A 19601-nucleotide genomic window follows, 5' to 3' on the forward strand; every position below is an offset into this window, starting at 1 on the left:
CCCCCCGGGCGCCCCCCCCCCGGGGGGGGCCCCCGGCGGGGGGGGGGGGGGCCCCCCCCCCCCCCCCGGGCCCCCCCCCCCCGGCGCGGGCCCCCCCCCCCCCCCGGCCCGGGGGGGGGCGGGGGCCCGGTCGGCCGGTGTGGTCAGATCCCGCAGGTCGGGGCGGACCAGGACCGGCTCGGCGTGTTGCCCAGGTGGGTGTGGTCGTTGTGCCCCGGGTAGCCGGGGCCGAGGATGTTGCTGAAGCCGTGGTAACGGGCCTGCTGGGCGAGCCGGCACAGCGAGTGCGACCCGACGAGGTCGACCCCGTCGCCGTAGAGGTGCCGGCTGTTGGCGGCCCCGCCGACCGCGTTGTTGCAGGCGTAGCTGCGGAATCCGCTGCTGATCTGGAGCAACTGGTCGCCCATGGCGTGCCGCATGGCCTGGAGCTTCCACATCGACACCCGCGCGTTGAAGCGGGCGGTGGTGGCCGCCACCGCGCCGCCGGACCAGTCGCTGTTGCACCTGTTCCATTCGGCGTAGCTGAAGTTGACCGGGGTGCAGTCGTCGTCCTGGAGCGCGTAGATCTTGTTGAAGGTCAGCGGGCCGGCGACACCGTCGGCGCCCAGCCCGTACGCCTGCTGGAAGCGGATGACGGCGGACCGGGTGGCGGGGCCGAACACCCCGTCGAGGCCGAGCACCGTGCCGTAGTCGGGGTAGCCGGAGACCCGGATCTGGAGTTGCCGGACGTCCTCGCCGGACATCCCCTGGGACAGGGTGCGTCCCCAGGTGTAGCAGCCGTCGGCGTGGGCCGCGCCGGCGGTGAGGGTGACGCCGACCACGGTCGTGGCGGCGGTCAGCGCGAGCGCCGCGAGAATTCTGCCGAACCGTCGGATCACGGGGGCCTCCATCGGTGTATGGAAGTAATTCGATGGATGGAAGTTTCAGTGTTGGCGTTCATTCCGTCAACAACCTCCGGCCACGGGTTCCCGGCGGCGGGCCTCGCCGGTCGACGGGCGGGTCCGTAGGATCGGCGTGTGACAGGGGCGGAACGGCACACGGACAGCGGCATGGCCGACGGCCTGGAGCGGCTCTGGACGCCGCACCGGATGACCTACATCTCGGGCGGCGACCGCCCGAAGGACGGCCGCGAGAGCGGCTGCCCGTTCTGCCTGGCGCCGGGACTGCCGGCGGCGGAGAGCCTGGTCGTCGCGCGCGGCGCGCACGTCTTCGTCGTGCTCAACCTCTACCCCTACAACCCGGGCCACCTGCTGGTCTGCCCCTACCGGCACGTCGCCGACTACACCGACCTCGACGGGCCGGAGACCGCCGAGCTGGCGTCGTTCACCCAGACCGCGATGCGGGTGATCCGCAAGGTCAGCAACGCCCACGGGTTCAACCTCGGCATGAACCAGGGCGGGGTGGCCGGGGCGGGCATCGCCGCCCACCTGCACCAGCACGTCGTGCCCCGCTGGGGCGGGGACGCCAACTTCATGCCGGTCGTCGGCCGCACCAAGGTGCTGCCGCAGCTGCTCGGCGACACCCGGGAGCTGCTCGCCCGCGCCTGGCCCGCCTGACCGTCCGGCCCGCCCGGCCGGTGTCCGCCTGGCCGCCGGGCCTCTGCGCTCCGAGCCCTCCGGGCCCTCGGCGCGATCCGTGCGGCGTGGGCTGCCCGGCACCGGCCGACGGACCCGCCGGGCACCGGCCGACGGACCCGCCGCCCGCCGGCGGCGCGGGCTTCGGCCCCCCGCGCGTGCCGGAGGTGGCACGATGCGTCGATGGCAGTCACCACGCGGACGTTGGGCCGCAGCGGCGTCGAGGTCAGCGCCCTCGGCATGGGATGTTGGGCGATCGGCGGCCCGTGGTCCGCGGGCACCCAGCCGCTGGGCTGGGGCGCCGTCGACGACGAGGAATCGGTCCGGGCGGTCCGGCGCGCGCTGGACCTCGGCGTCACCCTCTTCGACACCGCCGACACGTACGGGGCGGGGCACTCCGAGCGGATCCTGGGCCGGGCGCTCGCCGGCCGGCGGGACGAGGCGGTGATCGCCACCAAGTGGGGCTACACCTTCGACGAGGCGACCCGACAGGCCACCGGCGAGGACGCCTCCCCGGCGCACCTGCGGCGGGCGGTGCAGGACTCGCTGCGCCGGCTGGGCACCGACCGGATCGACCTCTACCAGCTACACCTCGCCGACCTGCCGGTGCCCCGGGCCGAGGCGCTGGTCGGCACGCTCGAAGAGCTGGTCGGCGACGGCCTGGTCCGGGCGTACGGCTGGAGCACCGACCGCCCCGACCGGGCCGCCGCGTTCGGTCAGGGCGCCCCGCACGCCACCGCCGTGCAGCACGCCCTGTCGGTGCTCCGGGACGCCCCCGAGATGCTCGCCGTCTGCGACAAGCACGACCTGGCCAGCGTCGTCCGGGGCCCGCTCGGGATGGGCCTGCTCACCGGCAAGTACACGGCCTCCTCCACGTTGCCCCGCGACGACCTGCGCGGGGCCGCGCCGGGCTGGCTGGAGTGGTTCCGCGGCGGGCGGCCGGCCCCGGAGTGGCTGCGCCGGGTCGCCGCCGTGCGCGCGGCGCTGACCGCGGACGGGCGCACCCTGGCCCAGGGCGCGTTGGGCTGGATCTGGACGCGCAGCGGCCGTACCGTCCCGATCCCCGGCTGCCGCACCGTCGCCCAGGTCGAGGAGAACGCCGCCGCCCTGCGCTGGGGTCCGCTGCCGCCGGACCAGTTCGCCGAGGTGGAACGCCAGCTCGCCGCCCTCCGCGCGGCGGCGCTGCGGTCGGCCGACCGCCCCTACTGGCCCAGCCCCACACTCCCGGCCATCCACCCGTGACCCCGCCGCCCGGCGTCCGCCAGCTCCTACGGTCGAGGGGCCGGACACCGGGCGGGGGCGCGGCCCCGACCCGGTCCGCGACCGCACCGCCGGGAACGGGCGCGGCCTCGCGTGGAGGCGCGGGTCAGGGGTGGGGAGTGTGTTCCTTGCGGATCTGCTCGGCCAGGTGGGCGGGCATGGGGTCGTAGCGGACGAAGCGGCGGCGGAACGTGCCCGTGCCCGACGTCATGGAGCGCAGCTCGACCGCGTAGCGGAGCAGTTCCGTGGCGGGCACCTCGGCGCGGACCAGGGTGCGCCCCTCGGCGTCGGTGTCCGGCTCGGTACCGAGCACCCGGCCGCGCCGCCCGGACAGGTCGCCCATCACCGCGCCGACGGCCGAGTCGGGCACCCGGATCACCACCTCGTCCACGGGCTCCAGCAGCGCCGGCTGGCCCTTCTCCGCGGCGTCGCGCAGCGCCAGCGCGCCGGCGGTCTGGAAGGCCGCGTCGGAGGAGTCGACGCTGTGCGCCTTGCCGTCGAAGAGCGTCACCCGCAGGTCCACCACCGGGTGACCGGCGACCAGGCCGCGCTCCATCTGGGCGCGGACGCCCTTCTCCACCGAGGGGATGTAGTTGTGCGGCACCGCCCCGCCGACCACCCGGTCGACGAACTCGAAACCGCCGCCGGGCGGCAGGGGCTCGACCTCGATGTCGCAGACCGCGTACTGGCCGTGGCCGCCGGACTGCTTCACGTGCCGGCCGTGCCCCTTGGCCGCGACGGTCAGCGTCTCGCGCAGCGCGACCCGGACCGGTTCGGTGTCCAGTTCCACCCCGCCCGCGCGCAGCCGCTCCAACACCACGTCGGCGTGCGCCTCGCCCATGCACCAGAGCACCAGCTGGTGGGTCTCCGGGTTGCGCTCCAACCGCATGGTCGGGTCGCCAGCGACGAGGCGTGCCAGGTTGCGGGCGAGGGCGTCCTCGTCGGCGCGACTGCGGGCCACCACGGCGACCGGCAGCAGCGGCTCGGGCATCTCCCAGGGGGCGACCAGCAGCGGGTCGTCCTTGGCCGAGATGGTGTCGCCGGTCTCCGCGCTGCCCGACTTGGTGAGCGCGCAGATGTCGCCGGCCACGCAGGCGCCCACCTCGCGCAGGCTCGCGCCCAGCGGGGAGTAGATGTGCCCCACCCGCTCGTCGGCGTCGTGGTCGGGGTGGCCGCGCTCGGCCATGCCGTGCCCGGAGACGTGCACGGTCTGCTCGGGGCGCAGGGTGCCGGAGAAGACCCGGACCAGCGAGACGCGCCCGACGTGCCGGTCGACGGTCGTCTTGACCACCTCGGCGACCAGCGGGCCGTCCGGGTCGCAGTCCAGGGGCGGGCGGGGGGAGCCGTCCACCCCGGCGACCGCCGGCAGCTCGTGCTCCAGCGGCGACGGGAAGCCGGCGGTGAGCACCTCCAGCAGCGCGTCCAGCCCGACGCCGGTCTCGGCGCAGACCGGCACCACCGGGTAGAAGTGGCCGCGGGCGACCGCCTTCTCCAGGTCGTCGACGAGCACGTCGGTGCCGATCTCCTCGCCGGCGAGGTAGCGGTCCATCAGGGACTCGTCCTCGCTCTCGGCGATGATGCCCTCGATCAGCTCGTTGCGGGACTCGACGATGGCGGGCAGGTGCTCCGGGTCCGGCTCGCGCACGTCGGCGGGCAGGCCGGCGGTGTAGTCGAAGACCCGGCGGGTGATCAGGCCGAGCAGGCCGACGGTGGAGACCCCGTCGTCGCCGAGCATCGGCAGATAGAGCGGGAGCACGTTGTCGCCGAAGACCCGCTGGCACAGCGCCACGGCCTCGTCGAAGTCGGCGCGCGGGTGGTCCAGCCGGGAGACGGCGACGGCCCGGGGCATGTCGACCGCCGCGCACTCCTCCCACAGGGCGGCGGTGGCGGCGTCCATCCCGTCGACGGCGGAGACCACGAACAGCGCCGCGTCGGCCGCCCGCAGCCCCGCCCGCAACTCGCCCACGAAGTCGGCGTAGCCGGGCGTGTCGAGCAGGTTGACCTTGATCCCGTCGTGCAGCAGCGGCGCGCAGGCCAGGCTCACCGAGCGCTGCTGGCGTACGGCTGCCGGGTCGTGGTCGCAGACGGTGGTGCCGTCGGTGACGGTGCCGGCCCGGCCGATCGTGCCGGTCGCCGCGAGCAGCGCCTCGACCAGGGTCGTCTTGCCCGCTCCGGAGTGCCCGACGAGCACCACGTTGCGGATCCTGCCGGGCTCGGTCACCACCGGCGCGCCGCCGGCGACCCCCTTCTCCTGACTTTTCTGCGCCATGGGGCGCACCTCCCTCAGCCGGTGGTTGGTGGCGACCGCCGCGCGCGACGGGGAAGCGGCCCGAGCGGGTTCCGCGGCGATATCCTCCGGTGCTTCGCTGGGTTGCGGGTAATCAACGGGCGGGTGGGTGAGCTGGCTCACCCTCCCGGCTCGATCACACACCCGTTGCGGGGCCGGCACAAGACTCCGCCCTGCGCGCGTCGCCTGACCGGCCGTACCGGCGGTGGCGGGCGGACCGTTATCGTGGGACCGCCATGGCGAAGATCTTCCAAGTGACGGCCCGCGCGGGGATGACCCGCGTCGTCGAGCCGGTCGCACGCGGCCTGCTCCGAGCGGGCGTAACCCCCAACGCGGTCACCGTGGCGGGCACCCTCGGGGTGCTCGTCGGTGCGCTCGGCTTCGGTGCCCGCGGTCATCTGGTCGCCGGGGCCCTGATCGTGACCGTGTTCGCGCTCACCGACCTGCTCGACGGGACGATGGCCCGGATGAGCGGCGGCTCCACCCGGTTCGGCGCGTTCCTCGATTCGAGCATGGACCGGATCGCCGACAGCGCGGTCTTCGGCGCGGTGGCGTACTGGCTCGCCACCGAGCACGACCGCTCGGGTGTCGCCGCCGCGCTGCTCTGCCTGGCCGCCGGCGGACTGGTCTCCTACGTCAAGGCCCGCGCGGAGGGGCTCGGCATGACCTGCAACGTGGGCATCGCCGAGCGCACCGAGCGGCTGCTCATCGTCGGCGTCGGCGGGCTGCTCACCGGCGCCGGCGTCCGGCCCGCGCTGGAGATCGCGCTCTGGCTGCTCGCCGCCGTGTCGATCTTCACCGTCGGCCAGCGGATGGCGCACGTGTACCGCCAGGCCCAGCGGGTGCACACCCCGGGTGGACAGGGGTGAGCGCGACACGCGCCGGTCGGCCGCGGCCGGAGGGCCGGCGCCGGTGAACCTCACCGAACTCGGCTACGTCGCCGGGTGGCGCGTGATCCGCGCGTTGCCCCGGCCCGTCGTGGCCGCGGCGTTCCGCGCGGGCGCCGACCGCGCCCACCGCCGCGGCGGCGGGGGTACGGCCCGACTGCGCGCGAACCTGCGCCGGGTGGTCGGCCCCGACCTGCCGGAGGCCGAACTCGACGAGCTGGTCCGCCGCGGCCTGCGCTCGTACGCCCGGTACTGGATGGAGGCGTTCCGGCTGCCCTCGCTCAGCCGGGCGGAGATCCTGGCCGGCTTCCGGCTCGACGGCGAGGAGCTGCTCGCGGCCGACGTGGCCGCCGGCCGGGGCGCGGTGGTGGCGCTGCCGCACGCCGGCAACTGGGACGCCGCCGGCGCCTGGGTCGCGGCGACCGGCTGGCCGATCACCACAGTTGCCGAGCGGCTCAAGCCCGAGGGCGTCTACCAGCGGTTCCTGGCCTTCCGGCGGAGCCTGGGCATGGAGATCCTGCCCACCCACGGCGGCGACCGGCCCGCGTTCGACGTGCTGGTCGACCGGGTCCGGGCCGGCACGGTGGTGCCCCTGCTGGCCGACCGGGACCTCTCGGCCCGGGGGGTGGAGGTCGACTTCTTCGGCGGCCGGACCCGGATGCCGCCCGGGCCCGCCCTGCTCGCGCTGCGCACCGGGGCGCCCCTCTACGTCGCCTCGATGTGGTACGAGGCGGACAGGGCCCGCGCCTCGATCGAGGGCCCGCTGCCGCTGCCCGGCCCCGAGGAGGGCCCGCTCGACCGGCGGGTCCGGTCGTTGACCCAGCGGGTCGCCGACGGTCTGGCGGCGGGCATCGCCCGGCATCCGGAAGACTGGCACATGTTGCAGCGGATGTGGCTGGACCAGCGCGGCACGGGTGACGGCGCCACCGTGCCCTCCCCGGCCGCCGACGAGGCGTAAGGGAGGCGTTGCGGCGTGCGCATCGGCATCGTGTGCCCGTACTCCTTCGACGTGCCCGGCGGCGTGCAGAACCACGTCATGGACCTCGCCGAGGCGCTGATCGGCCTCGGGCACGAGGTGAGCGTGCTCGCCCCGGCCGACGAGGACTCCCCGCTGCCGCCGTACGTGGTGCCGGCGGGACGGGCGGTGCCGCTGCCGTACAACGGCTCGGTGGCCCGGATCGCCTTCGGCCCGGTCTCCACCGCCCGGGTGCGGCGGTGGATCATCCGGGGCGAGTTCGACGTGCTGCACGTGCACGAGCCGCTGACCCTGAGCCTGTCGCTGCTGGCGGTGCTCTCCGCCCGGGGCCCGGTGGTGGCCACCTTCCACACGGCGATGACCCGGTCGCGGGCGCTGGCCGCCGCGCAGGGCGTGCTCCAGATCGTGCTGGAGCGGATCACCGCCCGGATCGCGGTCAGCGCGCTGGCGCGCAAGGTGCAGGTCGAGCACATGGACGGCGGCGCGGTGGAGATCCCCAACGGGGTGGCCGTCGCGAAGTTCAGCCACGCGGCGCCGCTGCCCGGCTGGCCGGGGGAGTGCCTGCCCGGGCGGGGCGGGGCGATCGGCTTCCTGGGTCGCTTCACCGAGGCCCGCAAGGGCTTCCCCATCCTGCGCGACGCCTTCGTCGAGCTGGCCCGGCAGCGTCCCGGCCTACGGCTGCTGGTGGCCGGCCCGGGTGACCCGGACGACCTGTACGGCCGGTTCCCGGTCGAGCTGCGCGACCAGGTGACCTTCCTCGGGCTGGTCAGCGAGGAGGACAAGGCGCGGATGCTGCGCAGCGTGCACCTGTACGTCGCGCCGAACACCGGCGGCGAGTCCTTCGGCATGATCCTCACCGAGGCGCTCGCGGCGGGCACCACCGTCGTGGCCAGCGACCTCGACGCGTTCCGCCGCGTGCTCGACGGGGGCCGGGCCGGCCGGCTCTTCCCGACCGGGGACCCGGCCGCGCTGCGTACCGCCCTGGCCGACCTGCTCGACGACCCCGCCGGCCGGGCCGCGCTGACCGCCTGCGGCGACCAGGTGGTGGCGACCTTCGACTGGCCGGTGGTCGCCCGCCGGGTCCTCGAGGTGTACGCGGCGGCCATCGAGGCCACCGACGGGCGGGTCATGGACACCGAATGGGTGGGGCTGGACTGACGATGTCGGGCATGTGGTGGGTGGTGGTCGCGGCCCTGGTCGTCGGGCTGGTCGCGGCGTACCTCGTCTGGACCGCCGGCCGGGTCGACCGGCTGCACGCCCGGGCGGAGCTGGCCGCCCGGGCGCTGGACGCCCACCTGCTGCGTCGGGCGGCGGCCGCCGCGGTCCTGGCCGAGCGGCGCTACGGCGTCGAGCTGTACGCGGCGGCGCGCATCGCGCTGGACGCCGGGCCGGACGAGCGGGAGGCCGCCGAGAACGACCTCACCCGCCAGTTGCGTGCCGTGGAGCTGGACCCGGCCGACCCGGACTGCGAGGCCGTGATCGCCGCCAGCCGGCGGCTCGCCCTGGCCCGCCAGGTGCACACCGACCTGGTCCGCGACGCCCGCGCGGCGCGTGGGCGTCCGCTGGTGCGGCTGTTGCGGATGGGACGCCGCCGGCCGTGGCCGCGCTACTTCGACATCGACGACCCCACCCTCACCGTCCCGGCCGACGTCCCCGCCGGCTGACGGCACGGAACCGGACGGAGCGCCCGATCGGGACGTGGCGCGCGGCCGGTGCGCCCCGCGGCGGCGGGGTGGTGATGGCTGCCACAGGGCAGGCCACCGTGGGTCTGATTGGCTGTCGGTCGGGCGTTGGGGGCCGTCGTAGCATTTCCGCAGCCACCCCCCGAGCACGTTGAGGAGCGATAGCCCGTGCCCGAAACCACTGCCCAGAACGCCACCGCCAGCCCCGTCACCGGCACCGCCCGCGTGAAGCGCGGCATGGCCGAGATGCTCAAGGGCGGCGTGATCATGGACGTGGTCAACGCCGAGCAGGCCAAGATCGCCGAGGACGCCGGCGCCGTCGCGGTGATGGCGCTCGAGCGGGTGCCCGCCGACATCCGCGCCCAGGGCGGGGTGTCCCGGATGAGCGACCCCGACATGATCGACGGCATCATCAACGCCGTCTCCATCCCGGTGATGGCCAAGGCCCGGATCGGTCACTTCGTGGAGGCCCAGATCCTCCAGTCGCTCGGCGTCGACTACGTCGACGAGTCCGAGGTGCTGACCCCGGCCGACTACGCCAACCACATCGACAAGTGGGCCTTCACCGTCCCCTTCGTGTGCGGGGCGACCAACCTCGGCGAGGCCCTGCGCCGGATCACCGAGGGCGCGGCCATGATCCGCTCCAAGGGTGAGGCCGGCACCGGTGACGTCTCCAACGCCACCACCCACATGCGCCGGATCCGCCAGGAGATCCGCCGGTTGGGCTCGCTGCCCGAGGACGAGCTGTACGTGGCCGCCAAGGAGCTCCAGGCGCCGTACGAGCTGGTCAAGGAGGTCGCCGAGAGCGGCAGGCTGCCGGTGGTGCTGTTCACCGCCGGTGGTATCGCCACCCCGGCCGACGCCGCCATGATGATGCAGCTCGGCGCCGAGGGCGTCTTCGTCGGCTCCGGCATCTTCAAGTCCGGCAATCCGGCGCAGCGGGCCGCGGCCATCGTCAAGGCCACCACCTTCCACGACGACCCGGACGTGCTGGCCAAGGTCTCCCGGGGCCTGGGCGAGGCGATGGTCGGCATCAACGTCGACGACATCCCGCAGCCGCACCGCCTGGCCGAGCGCGGCTGGTGACGTGCGGGGAAGGGCCCGTTCCGGACGCCGGAGGCGGCGGACGGGCCCTTCCCCACCAGGAGAGGAGCGGCAGATGAGCGACGCACCCGTGATCGGCGTGCTCGCCCTCCAGGGCGACGTGCGCGAGCACGTCGCCGCCCTCGCCGCGGCGGGCGCGGACGCCCGCCCGGTGCGCCGTCCGCAGGAACTGGACGCGGTCGACGGGTTGGTCGTTCCCGGCGGCGAGTCCACCACGATCAGCAAGCTCGCCGACATCTTCGAGATGCGCGAGCCGATCGACAAGCGGATCGCCGGCGGGATGCCGGTCTACGGCTCCTGCGCCGGCATGATCATGCTGGCCGCCGAGGTCCTCGACGGCCGGCCCGACCAGCGCGGCTTCGCCGGCATCGAGATGACCGTGCGGCGCAACGCGTTCGGCCGGCAGGTCGACTCGTTCGAGGCGCCGGTGGGGCTCACCGGCGTCGAGGGCGGTGCGTTTCACGCGGTGTTCATCCGGGCGCCGTGGGTGGAGCGGGTCGGCGCCGGGGTCGAGGTGCTCGGCACGGTGACCGAGGGCCCGACCGCCGGGCGGATCGTGGCGGTCCGGCAGGGCAACCTGCTGGCCACCTCGTTCCACCCCGAGCTGACGGGCGACACGCGGGTGCACGCGTACTTCGTGGCGATGGTCCGGGCGTCCCGCTGAGCGGCGGCGACGGGTTCTCCGACCGGAGGGCCCGTCTGCGCAGCCGGCCACCGACCGCGGGTGCCCGTCTGCCCCTGGTCCGGGCGGGCGGCGCGGGGCGGCGACGCGCCGCGCGTGACAGTCGCGGACCGGACGTCGGTAGGATTGCCGAGATTCGGCAGGGCCATCTGCCCGTCACGGCTTCCACCAGGGCTGACCGGCACCACCGCGTGCGCCGGCGGGAGCGGGGCGTGCGCGGTGCGGTCGAAGCAGACGGCGGGTAGCAACGGAGGTAACAGATGTCCGGCCACTCAAAGTGGGCGACGACCAAGCACAAGAAGGCGGTCATCGACGCCAAGCGCGGCAAGATGTTCGCCAAGCTGATCAAGAACGTCGAGGTCGCGGCCCGGACCGGCGGCGGTGACCCCGCCGGAAACCCGACCCTCTACGACGCCATCCAGAAGGCCAAGAAGAACTCGGTCCCCAACGACAACATCGACCGCGCGGTCAAGCGCGGCTCGGGCCTGGAGGCCGGCGGCGCCGACTACCAGACGATCATGTATGAGGGCTACGGCCCGAACGGCGTCGCGCTGCTCATCGAGTGCCTGACCGACAACCGCAACCGCGCGGCGACCGAGGTGCGCACGGCGCTGACCCGCAACGGCGGGTCGTTCGCCGACGCCGGCTCGGTGTCGTACATGTTCTCCCGCAAGGGCGTGGTGATCGTCCCCAAGGCCGGGACCACCGAGGACGACGTGATGATGGCGGTCCTCGACGCCGGCGCCGAGGAGGTCAACGACCTCGGTGAGGCGTTCGAGGTGGTCTCCGAGCCGACCGACCTGATTGCGGTGCGCACCGCGCTGCAGGACGCCGGCATCGAGTACGAGTCGGCCGAGTCGTCGCTGATCCCGAGCGTCAACGTCCCCCTCGACGAGGAGGGCGCGCGCAAGGTCTTCAAGCTGATCGACGTCCTGGAGGACTGCGACGACGTGCAGAACGTCTACGCGAACTTCGACGTCAGCGACGAAGTGATGGAGGCCGTCGGCTGACGCCTGGTGCCGCCGCCGACCTCGCCGGGTAGCGACCTGGCGAGGTCCGGCACGCGGCCGGGGTCCGCTGTCCCGCGCGTGGCCACCGCGCTGACGTCGGGGTGTTCGTCCGTCCGGACCTGCCTTCCGGACTCTCGTTCGGTCCCGCGTGTTTTATGGTTGATCGCCCGGACTCCCGCCGTTCGGTAAGTTCACATAGGATCCTCCGCTGTTTGATCTTCTTGAGCAACGGAGAGACATGCGCAGGACCCTCACCGCCGCGGCTGTCGCCCTGGCTATTCCCGTCCTGGCCGGCGCGGTCGTTTCGCCCGCCGCGACGGCGGGCGCGATGGCCACCCCGGGCCGGGGCCCGGCCTTCGGGACGTCGCGTCCGGCAGTGGCGCCACCGAACATGCCGGAAACGGTGTACGGCGGCGCGTGGCCCTCCGGCCACGTGCAGGGAGTGGCGGTCGACTGGAGCCGTGGCCACGTCTACTGGTCCTTCACGAACCTCCTGGTCAAGACGGACCTCGACGGCAAGGTGATCGGCACGGTGACCGGCCTGACCGGCCATCTCGGCGACCTGGACCTCAACCCGGAGGACGGGCGCGTCTACGGCTCGCTGGAGTACAAGGCGGAGCGGGCCTTCTACATCGCCATCTTCGACGTCACCCGGATCACCCGGACCGGGATGGATGCCGAGAAGGACGGGGTGATGACCACCGTCTACCTGAACGAGGTCGTCGAGGACTTCACGGCGGACCTGGACGGCGACGGCGTCTTCGACGGCGACACCGCGCAGACCGCCGACCACCGGTACGGCGCCAGCGGCATCGACGGGATCTCGTTCGGGCCGGCGCTGGGCAGCTCCGGCGGGCGCAACGTGCTGATGGTCGCCTACGGCATCTACCCGAACACCACGCGTACCGACAACGACCACCAGGTGCTGCTCGCCTACGACGTGCGGCGGTGGAGCCTCCTCGCCCGCCCGCTCAACCAGACCGCGCCGCACCGCAGCGGCCCCGGGCAGCCGTACGCCAAGGTCTTCGTCCGGACCGGCAACACCACCTTCGGCGTGCAGAACCTGGAGTACGACCGGCACACCCGCCGGTGGCTGATGGCGGTCTACCGGGGCAGCAAGCCGGAGTTCCCGAACTGGACGCTCTACGCGATCGACGGCACGGTCACGCCGCAGACCGGTGTGCTCACCGGCCAGCCGGACGGCGCGACCGGGCGGATCGTCCCGTTGGCCCCGGCCGGGCTGACCCATCAGGACACCGGGATCCGCGGCTGGGAGGGGCCGGGCAGCTTCGGTCTGGAGGCGCTCGGCGACGGGCGGTTCTACGTGGTCACCAGCGGGACGACCACGGTGGACGGTCAGCGGCGACAGACCGGCACCGCCGTCCTCCAGCGGTGGACGGAGGCGTCGCCGAACCCCTTCGCCGCCCCCGGACCCGCCGTCGCGGGGCGCCGGCCCGCGGCGCGTACGGCGGCCTCCCACTGACGTCCCGGGCCGCCGGCGCAGACGTGGCGAGGGCGGCCGAGCCGAACGTGCGGACACACGGGCGCCGCAATCCCGGGCGGCGACGCCGGCGGCCGATAGGTTGGCGGAGTGGATCGTCCGGGTCGGGTGGAGCAGGACGGTGGACGGGTCGGGGAGGGGCGCCGCTTCAGCCCCGGCGACGTAATCGTCCGGCGCGAGGTCCTGCACGGCGAGGTGTGGTTCGGCTGCCCGACCGTCTGCGTCGAGGACTCGCCCGACCTGCTGGTGCTCTACCTGCCGCCGGGCGCGGAGTTCGGCTTCCCGGAGGCCGGGCGGTTTCCGTGCGGCCGGCACCCGTGGCAGGTCGCCGGGCACCGGGCGTGGACCGGGCACGGCAAGCTGATGCTGCACCGCCCGGGCGAGGCGCACTCCGTCGACGTCTTCTGGACCGGCCCGGAGCGCGCCTTCGCCGGGTGGTACTTCAACCTCCAGGAGCCGTTCCGGCGTACCCCGATCGGGGTGGACACGCTGGACCACGAGCTGGACCTGTGGTGGCCGGCCGGCGCGGACCGCTACGTCTGGAAGGACGTGGAGATGCTCGCCCAGCGCCTCGAAGAGGGGCGTTATCCGGGGATGGCCGACGCGATCCGCGCCGAGGGCGACCGGATCGCGGCCCTGCTCGACGCGGGGGAGCGTTGGTGGGACGAGTCGTGGGCGTCCTGGCGGCCGGATCCGGCCTGGCCGGTGCCGGGCCTGCCCGCCGGCTGGGACACCGTCCCCCCGGCCCGCTGACCCGGCCGGTGCCCGCGTCCCGTCAGGACCCACCGAGGCGGGGCACGACCGGGCGGACCGCCACCGGGCTGCCCGGCCGGCCGCCGGCACGCGACGCGTACTCCGGGACGCCCACGCAGGTGAAGAGCAGCGCCGCGAGGTCGTCCGGCTCGCCGAGCAGGCCCGGGACCTCGGAGTCGAGGAAGGTCATCCCGGAGGCCCCGGCGCCCAGGGCGTACGCCGCCAGGTGCAGCCGGCCCTCGACCAGCCCGGCGGCGAGCTGGGCGTCGCGGTAGCCACGGTCGTCGAGCGTCGACAGCGGCGCGGCCGCGACGACCACGTACGCCGCGTCGCCGGCGAGGGACTGGTCCAGGCAGACCCGCAGCAGCTCGCCGCGCAGGTCCGCCGCCCGCAGCGGGCCCGACAGGTCGGGCCACCGGTAGAGACCGGGCGCCACGTCGTCGACGCCGTGGACGGCCACCCAGTGCGGCACCCGCACCCCGCGCAGGGCGGCGGCCAGGGGCCACTCCAGCAGGGCGCGCGGCAGCGTCCGGGACCGGTCCATGCGGCGCTGCGAACCGCGACGGCGCACCACCTCGTCGAGCGGGTCGGACGGCGGGAACTCCGCCAGCGCCGGCGCCTCCGGCCAGGGCTCGCCGAGCGTGTCCCGCTCGCCCGCGCGCTGCGCGGCGGTGCACAGTGGCAGCTCGACCGGCGGCAGCTCGCCCGGGGTCGCCGGCCCGGTGGGACCGATCGCCGGCTCGCCGTCGCCGAGGGAGAGCAGGGCGAGCGGGTATTCGTGCACCCCGTCCGCGCCGACGAGGTCGCGCACCGCGGCGTCCGGGAACAACGTGCGCAGCCGGGGCGCGAGGCCGGCGCTCGCGGCCGCCGCCGCCAGCTGGGACAGCAGCGTCCCGGCGTCCCAGTAGAGGTGCCGCCAGCCGCGCTCGGCGTACCGCCAGCCCGTCCGCCACGGCACGCCCGTGACCACGAGCGTCGTCGCCGCTCCGGCAGCGGCGGGGGCGACCCGGACGAGCGCGTGCCGCGCCGGGTCGTACCAGTGCACCCCGTCCGGGACGCCCGCGACGCCGCGGGTGCTCGCGTAGACCTCCAGCGGGAACCGCGCCCCGGCCGACCCGGCGGCGCGGTAGAGGAAAGGCCGCCCGTGGCGCTCGGCGGTGCGGACGACGCCCGCGCCGAGGAAGAGCACCCGGCCGAGCTGCGCCGCGTCGAGGGGCTGTGCCGCGCCCGCGACGCCCGCGAGCACGGCGGTGGCGGGAACCCCCGCAGCGGGCAGGTCGCGCGGCAGGGCGAGCACGGGCAGGCCGTCCGGGTAGCCCTTGATCTGCGGGGGCAGCGTCGCGGGGTCGTTCGGGACGAGGTCGCGGCGGATCCGCGGGTCGTCCACGGGCACGTCCCACTCGCGGTTCGGCACGTACGACGTCAGCCGGTGCAGCAGCCCGGCGCCGGAGTCGAGGTCCACACCGGTCATCCTGCCAGTCGTCGCGGCGACGGGCGCGGTTGCGGCGACGGCCCGCTGTCCGTTCGTCACCCCACGGGACGAAGTGGCGGCCGCCCGGCGGAGGTGGTCGCGCGATGCCGACCGGCCGGCCGCGCACCGACGGCAACGCCTGGCGATCGCAGGAGTGACGCACCGCCGTGCGGACACGCGCCTCGCCGCGCTGCCGCGGTGGCTCCCGTCAGAGCCCGAAGAATTCGAGGTAGGAGTCGATCTGGTGGGCGAGCATCGGCTCGCCGGGATGCGCCCGCAGGCCGCGCCGGCGGGCCTCGGCCAGCAACGCCGTCTCCGCCGGGGTCATGATGATGTCGGCGACCACGGCGTCCGCCGGCAGGTCGGCGACCGGGAACGGCAGCGGGTCGTCGGGGCGCAGCCCGAGAGGCGTCGCGTTGACCGCGAGGTCGGCGTCGGCCAGTCGCGGTCGCGCCGCGGCGGTGACCCGGCCCGGGTACGCGGCGCACAGCCGCCGCCGCAGCGTCTCCAACCGGCCCGGGTCGGTGTCGGCCAGTCGTAGTTCGGCCACGCCGGCGTCGAGCAGGGAGACGGCGATCGCGCTGCCCGCCCCGCCCGCGCCCACCACGCACACCCGGCGGCCCCCGGGGTGGTGACCGGCGCCCGCCAGCCCCCGCACGAACCCGTCGCCGTCGAAGGTGTCCGCGGTCCAGGTCCCGTCGGGCTCGCGCCGCATGGCGTTGGCGCTGCCGGCCAGGCGGGCGCGGTGGCTGGCCCGGTCCGCGAGGGCCAGCGCGGTGGCCTTGTGCGGCACGGTGACCAGCATCCCGTGCAGGTTGGCCACGCGTTGCAGGCCGCGTACGACCCGGGTGAGGTCGGCCGGTGCGACGTGGACCGGGACGAGCACCGCGTCGGTGCCGCGCCGGGCCAGCACCGGGTTGAGCAGGCCGGGGGCGCGCACCTGCGCGATCGGGTCGCCGAGCAGCGCGTACACCCGGGTGGCGCCGCCGATCTCCGCCATGCCGCCCCCTCCGGGTCGTGCCCCGCGCCGAGCCGCCCGTCGGTCGGGGCCGCGCAGACGCTATCGCGGTCCGGGGGTGCGCGCCCCGCCGGGTCGGCGACCGTCCACGATCCCCACCGGCCCCGCGGGTCCGCGACCGTCCACGGTCCCCGCGCGCCGGTGCCGCAGGGGACGCGACCCCGCCCGGGGCCCTCCCGACCCGGATGCCGGGGCTGGGCGGACGCGCCCGCGTGGGTGCCCGACCTCGGAAACCGTTGCCGGTACCCCTAAGATCATCGCAAGGATCTTTCGCCGGGAAATATTTAGTGATATCAATCTCGCACTCGATCCCTCTCACCCCCGGAGTGCGACGTGCGGAGAACCCGCTTCGTGACCCTCGCCCTGAGCCTGGCCACGGCTCTCGGCGCCAGTTTCGCCCTGGCCGGCCCCGCCCAGGCAGCCCCGACCGACCGATACGTCGCCCTCGGCGACTCCTACGCCTCGGGCGTGGGCGCCGGCAGCTACACCAGCGAGAGCGGCTCCTGCCAGCGCAGCACCAACGCCTACCCCGCGTTGTACGCCGCCAACGTCAAGCCCGCCTCGTACCGCTCGGTAGCCTGCTCCGGCGCCACCACGACCAGCGTCATCAACACCCAGCTCTCCGCGCTCAGCTCTACCACGAGCCTGGTCAGCGTCACGGTCGGCGGCAACGACGTCGGCTTCGCCAACATCATGACCACCTGCGTGCTCAAGGGCACCACCGAGTGCGTCGCCGCGGTGCAGGCCGCCGAGGACAAGGCCCGCGCGCAGCTCCCCGGCCTGCTGCGCAACGTCTACAACGGAATCAAGACGCGGGCACCGAACGCCCGGGTGGTGGTCGTCGGATACCCGGTCTTCTACCAGCTCGGCACCGTCTGCGTCGGGCTGAGCGCCACCTCGCGCGCCAAGATCAACGAGGGCATCAACCTGGTGGACGACATCACCCGCAGCGCGGCCACCTCGGCCGGCTTCACCTTCGCCGACGTGCGTTCGGCGTTCGTCGGGCACCAGCTGTGCAGCTACGGCGAGAAGTGGCTGCACGCCCTCAACTACGTCAACCTCGGCGTCTCCTACCACCCGACCGCGGCCGGCCAGTCCGGCGGCTACTACCCGGTCTTCCGCAACGCCGCCGACTGACCCCGACCACGCGCCACCGCCTGGCACCCCTGGCCGTTCCGTCAGTCGGCGCGCGGGCGGCGGCGCACGTCGTCGGCCCGTCCCCGCCCGATCCCTGCGGGGCGGGGACCGGCCGGGCGCGGCGGCCCGGCACGCGGTGAGCGTGCCGGGCCGTTCCGCCGGCCTTCTCCGCCACCGGGGCGACCGGCAGACCACCACGTCGGCCGCGTCGGGCGCGACACGCGTCGGCGGCGCCCCGCGACACGGCCGCTCAGCCCACGGTCTCCCGCGTCCGCCACGCGGCGCGCACCGACGTGCGGCCGTTGGTGCGCAGCAGCGAACCCTCGTACACCCGGGCACCGGCCGCGACGAACGCGGCGGCGGCGACCAGCAGCAGGGCCAGCGACACCAGCGGCTCCCAGCCGGCCGCGTCCCCGGTGAACAGCCGCAGCGGCATCGCCGTCGGCGCGGAGAACGGCAGGTAGGACAGCACCCGCATGGCGGTCGCGTTGTCGTTCAGGAAGATCACCGCGAAGAACGGCAACATGACCGCGAACTGCACCGGCGTCGACACGCCGGCGATGTCCTCCTGGCGGTTGACCAGCGCCCCGGCCGCCGCCCACATCGCCGCCACCAGCAGGAAGCCGAGCAGGAAGAACGGCACGAACCAGCCGATCGCCGGAGCCAGCAGCGACAGCAGCCCGCCGCTGCCGCCCAACTGCACGCCGGCCACCGTGACCAGGGCGATCAGCCCGATCTGCCCGAGCGCCAGCACCGTGCCGGCCACCAGCTTGCCGGCCAGCAGGGCCCGGACCGGCACGGCGGCGACCAGGATCTCCACGATCCGGGTCTGCTTCTCCTCCACCACCGACTGCGAGATCTGGAGGCCGAAGGTCTGCGAGGTGATGAAGAAGACGAACGCGAAGGCGAACGGCACCAGGAAGGCCACCACCGGATCCACCGCGTCCGGGTCCAGCAGCCGGACCGGCGGCTGCGTGCTCAGCGCCGCCACCACGTCGTCGGGGGCCTCGTCCATGGCCAGCACCGCCGGCCCGGAGACGACGGCGGCGTCCACGTCGCCGTCGCGTACGGCCTGCTCCGCGGCGCGGTCGTCGGGCACCGTCCGCACCTCCAGGCCCGCCTCGCGCAGCGGGCCGGCCGCCGCCTCGGTCACCGCCACGCTCGACGCGCCGCCGGCCAGCAGCGGCGGGAGGATGGTCGCCGCGGCGGCGATCAGCAGGAAGAACAGGGTGCTGAACAGGAACGTGCGGTCGCGCAACTTGACCCGGATCTCCCGGGCGGCGACCAGGCGGGTGGCCTGCGTGGTGTTCACTGGGCGACCTCTCGGAAGATCTCGGTGAGGGACGGGCTGACCGGACGGAACGCGCGGACCGGGCCGCGGGCCAGCGCCGCGTGCAGCACCGGCTGCTCGTCCGCGCCGGGCGCCAGGTCGAACACGGCGCGGGCGCCGTCCAGGTCGACCAAGGTCACCCCGGGCTGGTCCCGCAGCCAGCCGGCGTCGGTCTCCACCACCAGCTCGAACCGGGGCACCGTGTACGTCGCGCGCAGCCGCTCCCGGCTGCCGGCGGCGCGGATCACGCCGCCCGCGATGATCACCAGGTCGTCGCAGAGCCGCTCGACGACGTCCAACTGGTGGCTGGAGAAGAGCACCGGCACGCCCGTGGCGGCCCGCTCCCGCAGGACCGCCACGACCGTGTCCACGGCCAGTGGGTCGAGGCCGGAGAACGGCTCGTCGAGCACCAGCACCTCGGGGTCGTGCACCAGCGCGGCGGCGATCTGCGCGCGCTGCTGGTTGCCCAGCGACAGCGTCTCCAGCAGGTCGCCGCCGCGCTCGGCGAGGCCGACCCGCTCCAGCAGGGCGTCCGCGCTGCGCCGCGCGGCGGCAGCCGTCATGCCGTGCAGCCGGCCCAGGTAGGTCACCTGCTCCCGGACGCTCATCTTCGGGTAGAGGCCGCGTTCCTCCGGCATGTAGCCGAAGCGCCGGCGGACCTCCCGGGTCAGCGGCGCGCCCCGCCAGCTCACCTCGCCGGCGTCCGGGGCGAGCACCCCGAGGATGATCCGCATGGAGGTGGTCTTGCCGGCGCCGTTGCCGCCGACGAAGCCGGTCATCCGGCCGGCCGCCACGTCGAAGGACACGTTCTGGAGCACCCGACGGTCGCCGAAGCTGCGGTCGACGCCGTCGAGACGGAGCACATTCGTCACGCGCCCACGCTAGATCGACAACCGCCCGCCGCCGTCCGCCCGCAGGTTGAGTCGGCA

18 protein-coding genes are annotated in these 19601 nt (G+C 74.7%); 12 read left to right on the forward strand and 6 right to left on the reverse strand.

Features of this window, described 5'->3' with window-relative positions; all coding sequences use genetic code 11:
* Positions 1–143: 143 nt before the first annotated feature.
* Positions 144–878, reverse strand: a complete 735-nt coding sequence (locus ACGF7U_RS22790; protein WP_393109699.1) for a D-Ala-D-Ala carboxypeptidase family metallohydrolase — start codon at positions 876–878, stop codon at positions 144–146.
* Positions 879–1049: 171 nt separating this feature from the next.
* Between ACGF7U_RS22790 and ACGF7U_RS22795 the strand changes: the two genes are divergently transcribed.
* Positions 1050–1556 (forward strand): HIT family protein, encoded by a 507-nt coding sequence (locus ACGF7U_RS22795; RefSeq protein WP_393109971.1) that lies wholly within the window; start codon positions 1050–1052, stop codon positions 1554–1556.
* 201 nt (positions 1557–1757) lie between these two features.
* Complete coding sequence (locus ACGF7U_RS22800) at positions 1758–2816, forward strand: aldo/keto reductase (protein ID WP_393109701.1); 1059 nt, start codon at positions 1758–1760, stop codon at positions 2814–2816.
* A gap of 124 nt (positions 2817–2940) precedes the next feature.
* Here ACGF7U_RS22800 and ACGF7U_RS22805 read toward each other — a convergent pair whose 3' ends face one another.
* Entirely contained in the window at positions 2941–5103 is a 2163-nt protein-coding gene (locus ACGF7U_RS22805) for an elongation factor G-like protein EF-G2 (RefSeq protein WP_393109703.1), read from the reverse strand.
* A 254-nt stretch (positions 5104–5357) separates the two neighbouring features.
* Here ACGF7U_RS22805 and pgsA point away from each other — a divergent pair, with 254 nt between their 5' ends.
* The 9 genes from pgsA to ACGF7U_RS22850 all read left to right on the forward strand — a co-directional run bounded on the left by pgsA (position 5358) and on the right by ACGF7U_RS22850 (position 13716).
* Complete coding sequence (pgsA, locus tag ACGF7U_RS22810) at positions 5358–5990, forward strand: phosphatidylinositol phosphate synthase (RefSeq protein WP_393109705.1); 633 nt, start codon at positions 5358–5360, stop codon at positions 5988–5990.
* A 43-nt stretch (positions 5991–6033) separates the two neighbouring features.
* A complete protein-coding gene (locus ACGF7U_RS22815; RefSeq protein WP_393109707.1) occupies positions 6034–6966 on the forward strand; it encodes a phosphatidylinositol mannoside acyltransferase in 933 nt (310 codons plus the stop codon).
* A gap of 15 nt (positions 6967–6981) precedes the next feature.
* Positions 6982–8142 carry a glycosyltransferase family 4 protein gene (locus ACGF7U_RS22820; protein ID WP_393109709.1) on the forward strand — a complete coding sequence of 387 codons (1161 nt, stop codon included), beginning with the start codon at positions 6982–6984 and terminating at the stop codon, positions 8140–8142.
* Positions 8143–8144: 2 nt separating this feature from the next.
* Complete coding sequence (locus tag ACGF7U_RS22825) at positions 8145–8648, forward strand: hypothetical protein (RefSeq protein ID WP_393109973.1); 504 nt, start codon at positions 8145–8147, stop codon at positions 8646–8648.
* Positions 8649–8834: 186 nt separating this feature from the next.
* The gene (gene pdxS, locus ACGF7U_RS22830; protein WP_393109711.1) at positions 8835–9752 is read left to right on the forward strand and encodes a pyridoxal 5'-phosphate synthase lyase subunit PdxS; all 918 of its coding nucleotides are present in this window, start codon (positions 8835–8837) and stop codon (positions 9750–9752) included.
* Positions 9753–9825: 73 nt separating this feature from the next.
* Positions 9826–10434, forward strand: coding sequence for a pyridoxal 5'-phosphate synthase glutaminase subunit PdxT (gene pdxT / locus ACGF7U_RS22835; protein ID WP_393109713.1), 609 nt, complete (start codon positions 9826–9828; stop codon positions 10432–10434).
* 278 nt (positions 10435–10712) lie between these two features.
* Positions 10713–11462 carry a YebC/PmpR family DNA-binding transcriptional regulator gene (locus ACGF7U_RS22840; protein WP_393109715.1) on the forward strand — a complete coding sequence of 250 codons (750 nt, stop codon included), beginning with the start codon at positions 10713–10715 and terminating at the stop codon, positions 11460–11462.
* 238 nt (positions 11463–11700) lie between these two features.
* On the forward strand, positions 11701–12945 hold the full coding sequence (locus tag ACGF7U_RS22845; RefSeq protein WP_393109717.1) for a hypothetical protein: 1245 nt from the start codon (positions 11701–11703) through the stop codon (positions 12943–12945).
* Between the two features lie 108 nt (positions 12946–13053).
* Positions 13054–13716: a DUF402 domain-containing protein gene (locus tag ACGF7U_RS22850; protein WP_393109720.1), complete on the forward strand. Its 663-nt coding sequence runs from the start codon at positions 13054–13056 to the stop codon at positions 13714–13716.
* 22 nt (positions 13717–13738) lie between these two features.
* Here ACGF7U_RS22850 and ACGF7U_RS22855 read toward each other — a convergent pair whose 3' ends face one another.
* Positions 13739–15187: a nitroreductase family protein gene (locus tag ACGF7U_RS22855; protein ID WP_393109722.1), complete on the reverse strand. Its 1449-nt coding sequence runs from the start codon at positions 15185–15187 to the stop codon at positions 13739–13741.
* A gap of 208 nt (positions 15188–15395) precedes the next feature.
* The gene (locus ACGF7U_RS22860) at positions 15396–16187 is read right to left on the reverse strand and encodes a shikimate dehydrogenase family protein (protein WP_393109724.1); all 792 of its coding nucleotides are present in this window, start codon (positions 16185–16187) and stop codon (positions 15396–15398) included.
* A 351-nt stretch (positions 16188–16538) separates the two neighbouring features.
* Here ACGF7U_RS22860 and ACGF7U_RS22865 point away from each other — a divergent pair, with 351 nt between their 5' ends.
* On the forward strand, positions 16539–17342 hold the full coding sequence (locus tag ACGF7U_RS22865; RefSeq protein ID WP_393109726.1) for an SGNH/GDSL hydrolase family protein: 804 nt from the start codon (positions 16539–16541) through the stop codon (positions 17340–17342).
* Between the two features lie 250 nt (positions 17343–17592).
* On the opposite strand, the gene ACGF7U_RS22870 is transcribed toward ACGF7U_RS22865, so the two are convergent.
* On the reverse strand, positions 17593–18654 hold the full coding sequence (locus ACGF7U_RS22870; protein WP_393109728.1) for an ABC transporter permease: 1062 nt from the start codon (positions 18652–18654) through the stop codon (positions 17593–17595).
* A complete protein-coding gene (locus ACGF7U_RS22875; protein WP_393109730.1) occupies positions 18651–19544 on the reverse strand; it encodes an ABC transporter ATP-binding protein in 894 nt (297 codons plus the stop codon). Before ACGF7U_RS22875 ends, ACGF7U_RS22870 begins: the two co-directional genes overlap by 4 nt.
* Positions 19545–19601: the final 57 nt, after the last annotated feature.

This window comes from Micromonospora sp. NPDC047670 (genome assembly GCF_043204915.1).
GTDB lineage: Bacteria > Actinomycetota > Actinomycetes > Mycobacteriales > Micromonosporaceae > Micromonospora.

Excerpts from the sequence above, each read along its gene's own strand:
- ACGF7U_RS22795 (WP_393109971.1), top strand. The coding sequence starts at position 1,050 with ATGGCCGACGGCCTGGAGCGGCTCTGGACGCCGCACCGGATGACCTAC.
- ACGF7U_RS22800 (WP_393109701.1), top strand. The coding sequence starts at position 1,758 with ATGGCAGTCACCACGCGGACGTTGGGCCGCAGCGGCGTCGAGGTCAGC.
- ACGF7U_RS22805 (WP_393109703.1), bottom strand. The coding sequence starts at position 5,103 with ATGGCGCAGAAAAGTCAGGAGAAGGGGGTCGCCGGCGGCGCGCCGGTG.
- pgsA (WP_393109705.1), top strand. The coding sequence starts at position 5,358 with ATGGCGAAGATCTTCCAAGTGACGGCCCGCGCGGGGATGACCCGCGTC.
- ACGF7U_RS22825 (WP_393109973.1), top strand. The coding sequence starts at position 8,145 with ATGTCGGGCATGTGGTGGGTGGTGGTCGCGGCCCTGGTCGTCGGGCTG.
- pdxT (WP_393109713.1), top strand. The coding sequence starts at position 9,826 with ATGAGCGACGCACCCGTGATCGGCGTGCTCGCCCTCCAGGGCGACGTG.
- ACGF7U_RS22840 (WP_393109715.1), top strand. The coding sequence starts at position 10,713 with ATGTCCGGCCACTCAAAGTGGGCGACGACCAAGCACAAGAAGGCGGTC.
- ACGF7U_RS22845 (WP_393109717.1), top strand. The coding sequence starts at position 11,701 with ATGCGCAGGACCCTCACCGCCGCGGCTGTCGCCCTGGCTATTCCCGTC.
- ACGF7U_RS22855 (WP_393109722.1), bottom strand. The coding sequence starts at position 15,187 with ATGACCGGTGTGGACCTCGACTCCGGCGCCGGGCTGCTGCACCGGCTG.
- ACGF7U_RS22860 (WP_393109724.1), bottom strand. The coding sequence starts at position 16,187 with ATGGCGGAGATCGGCGGCGCCACCCGGGTGTACGCGCTGCTCGGCGAC.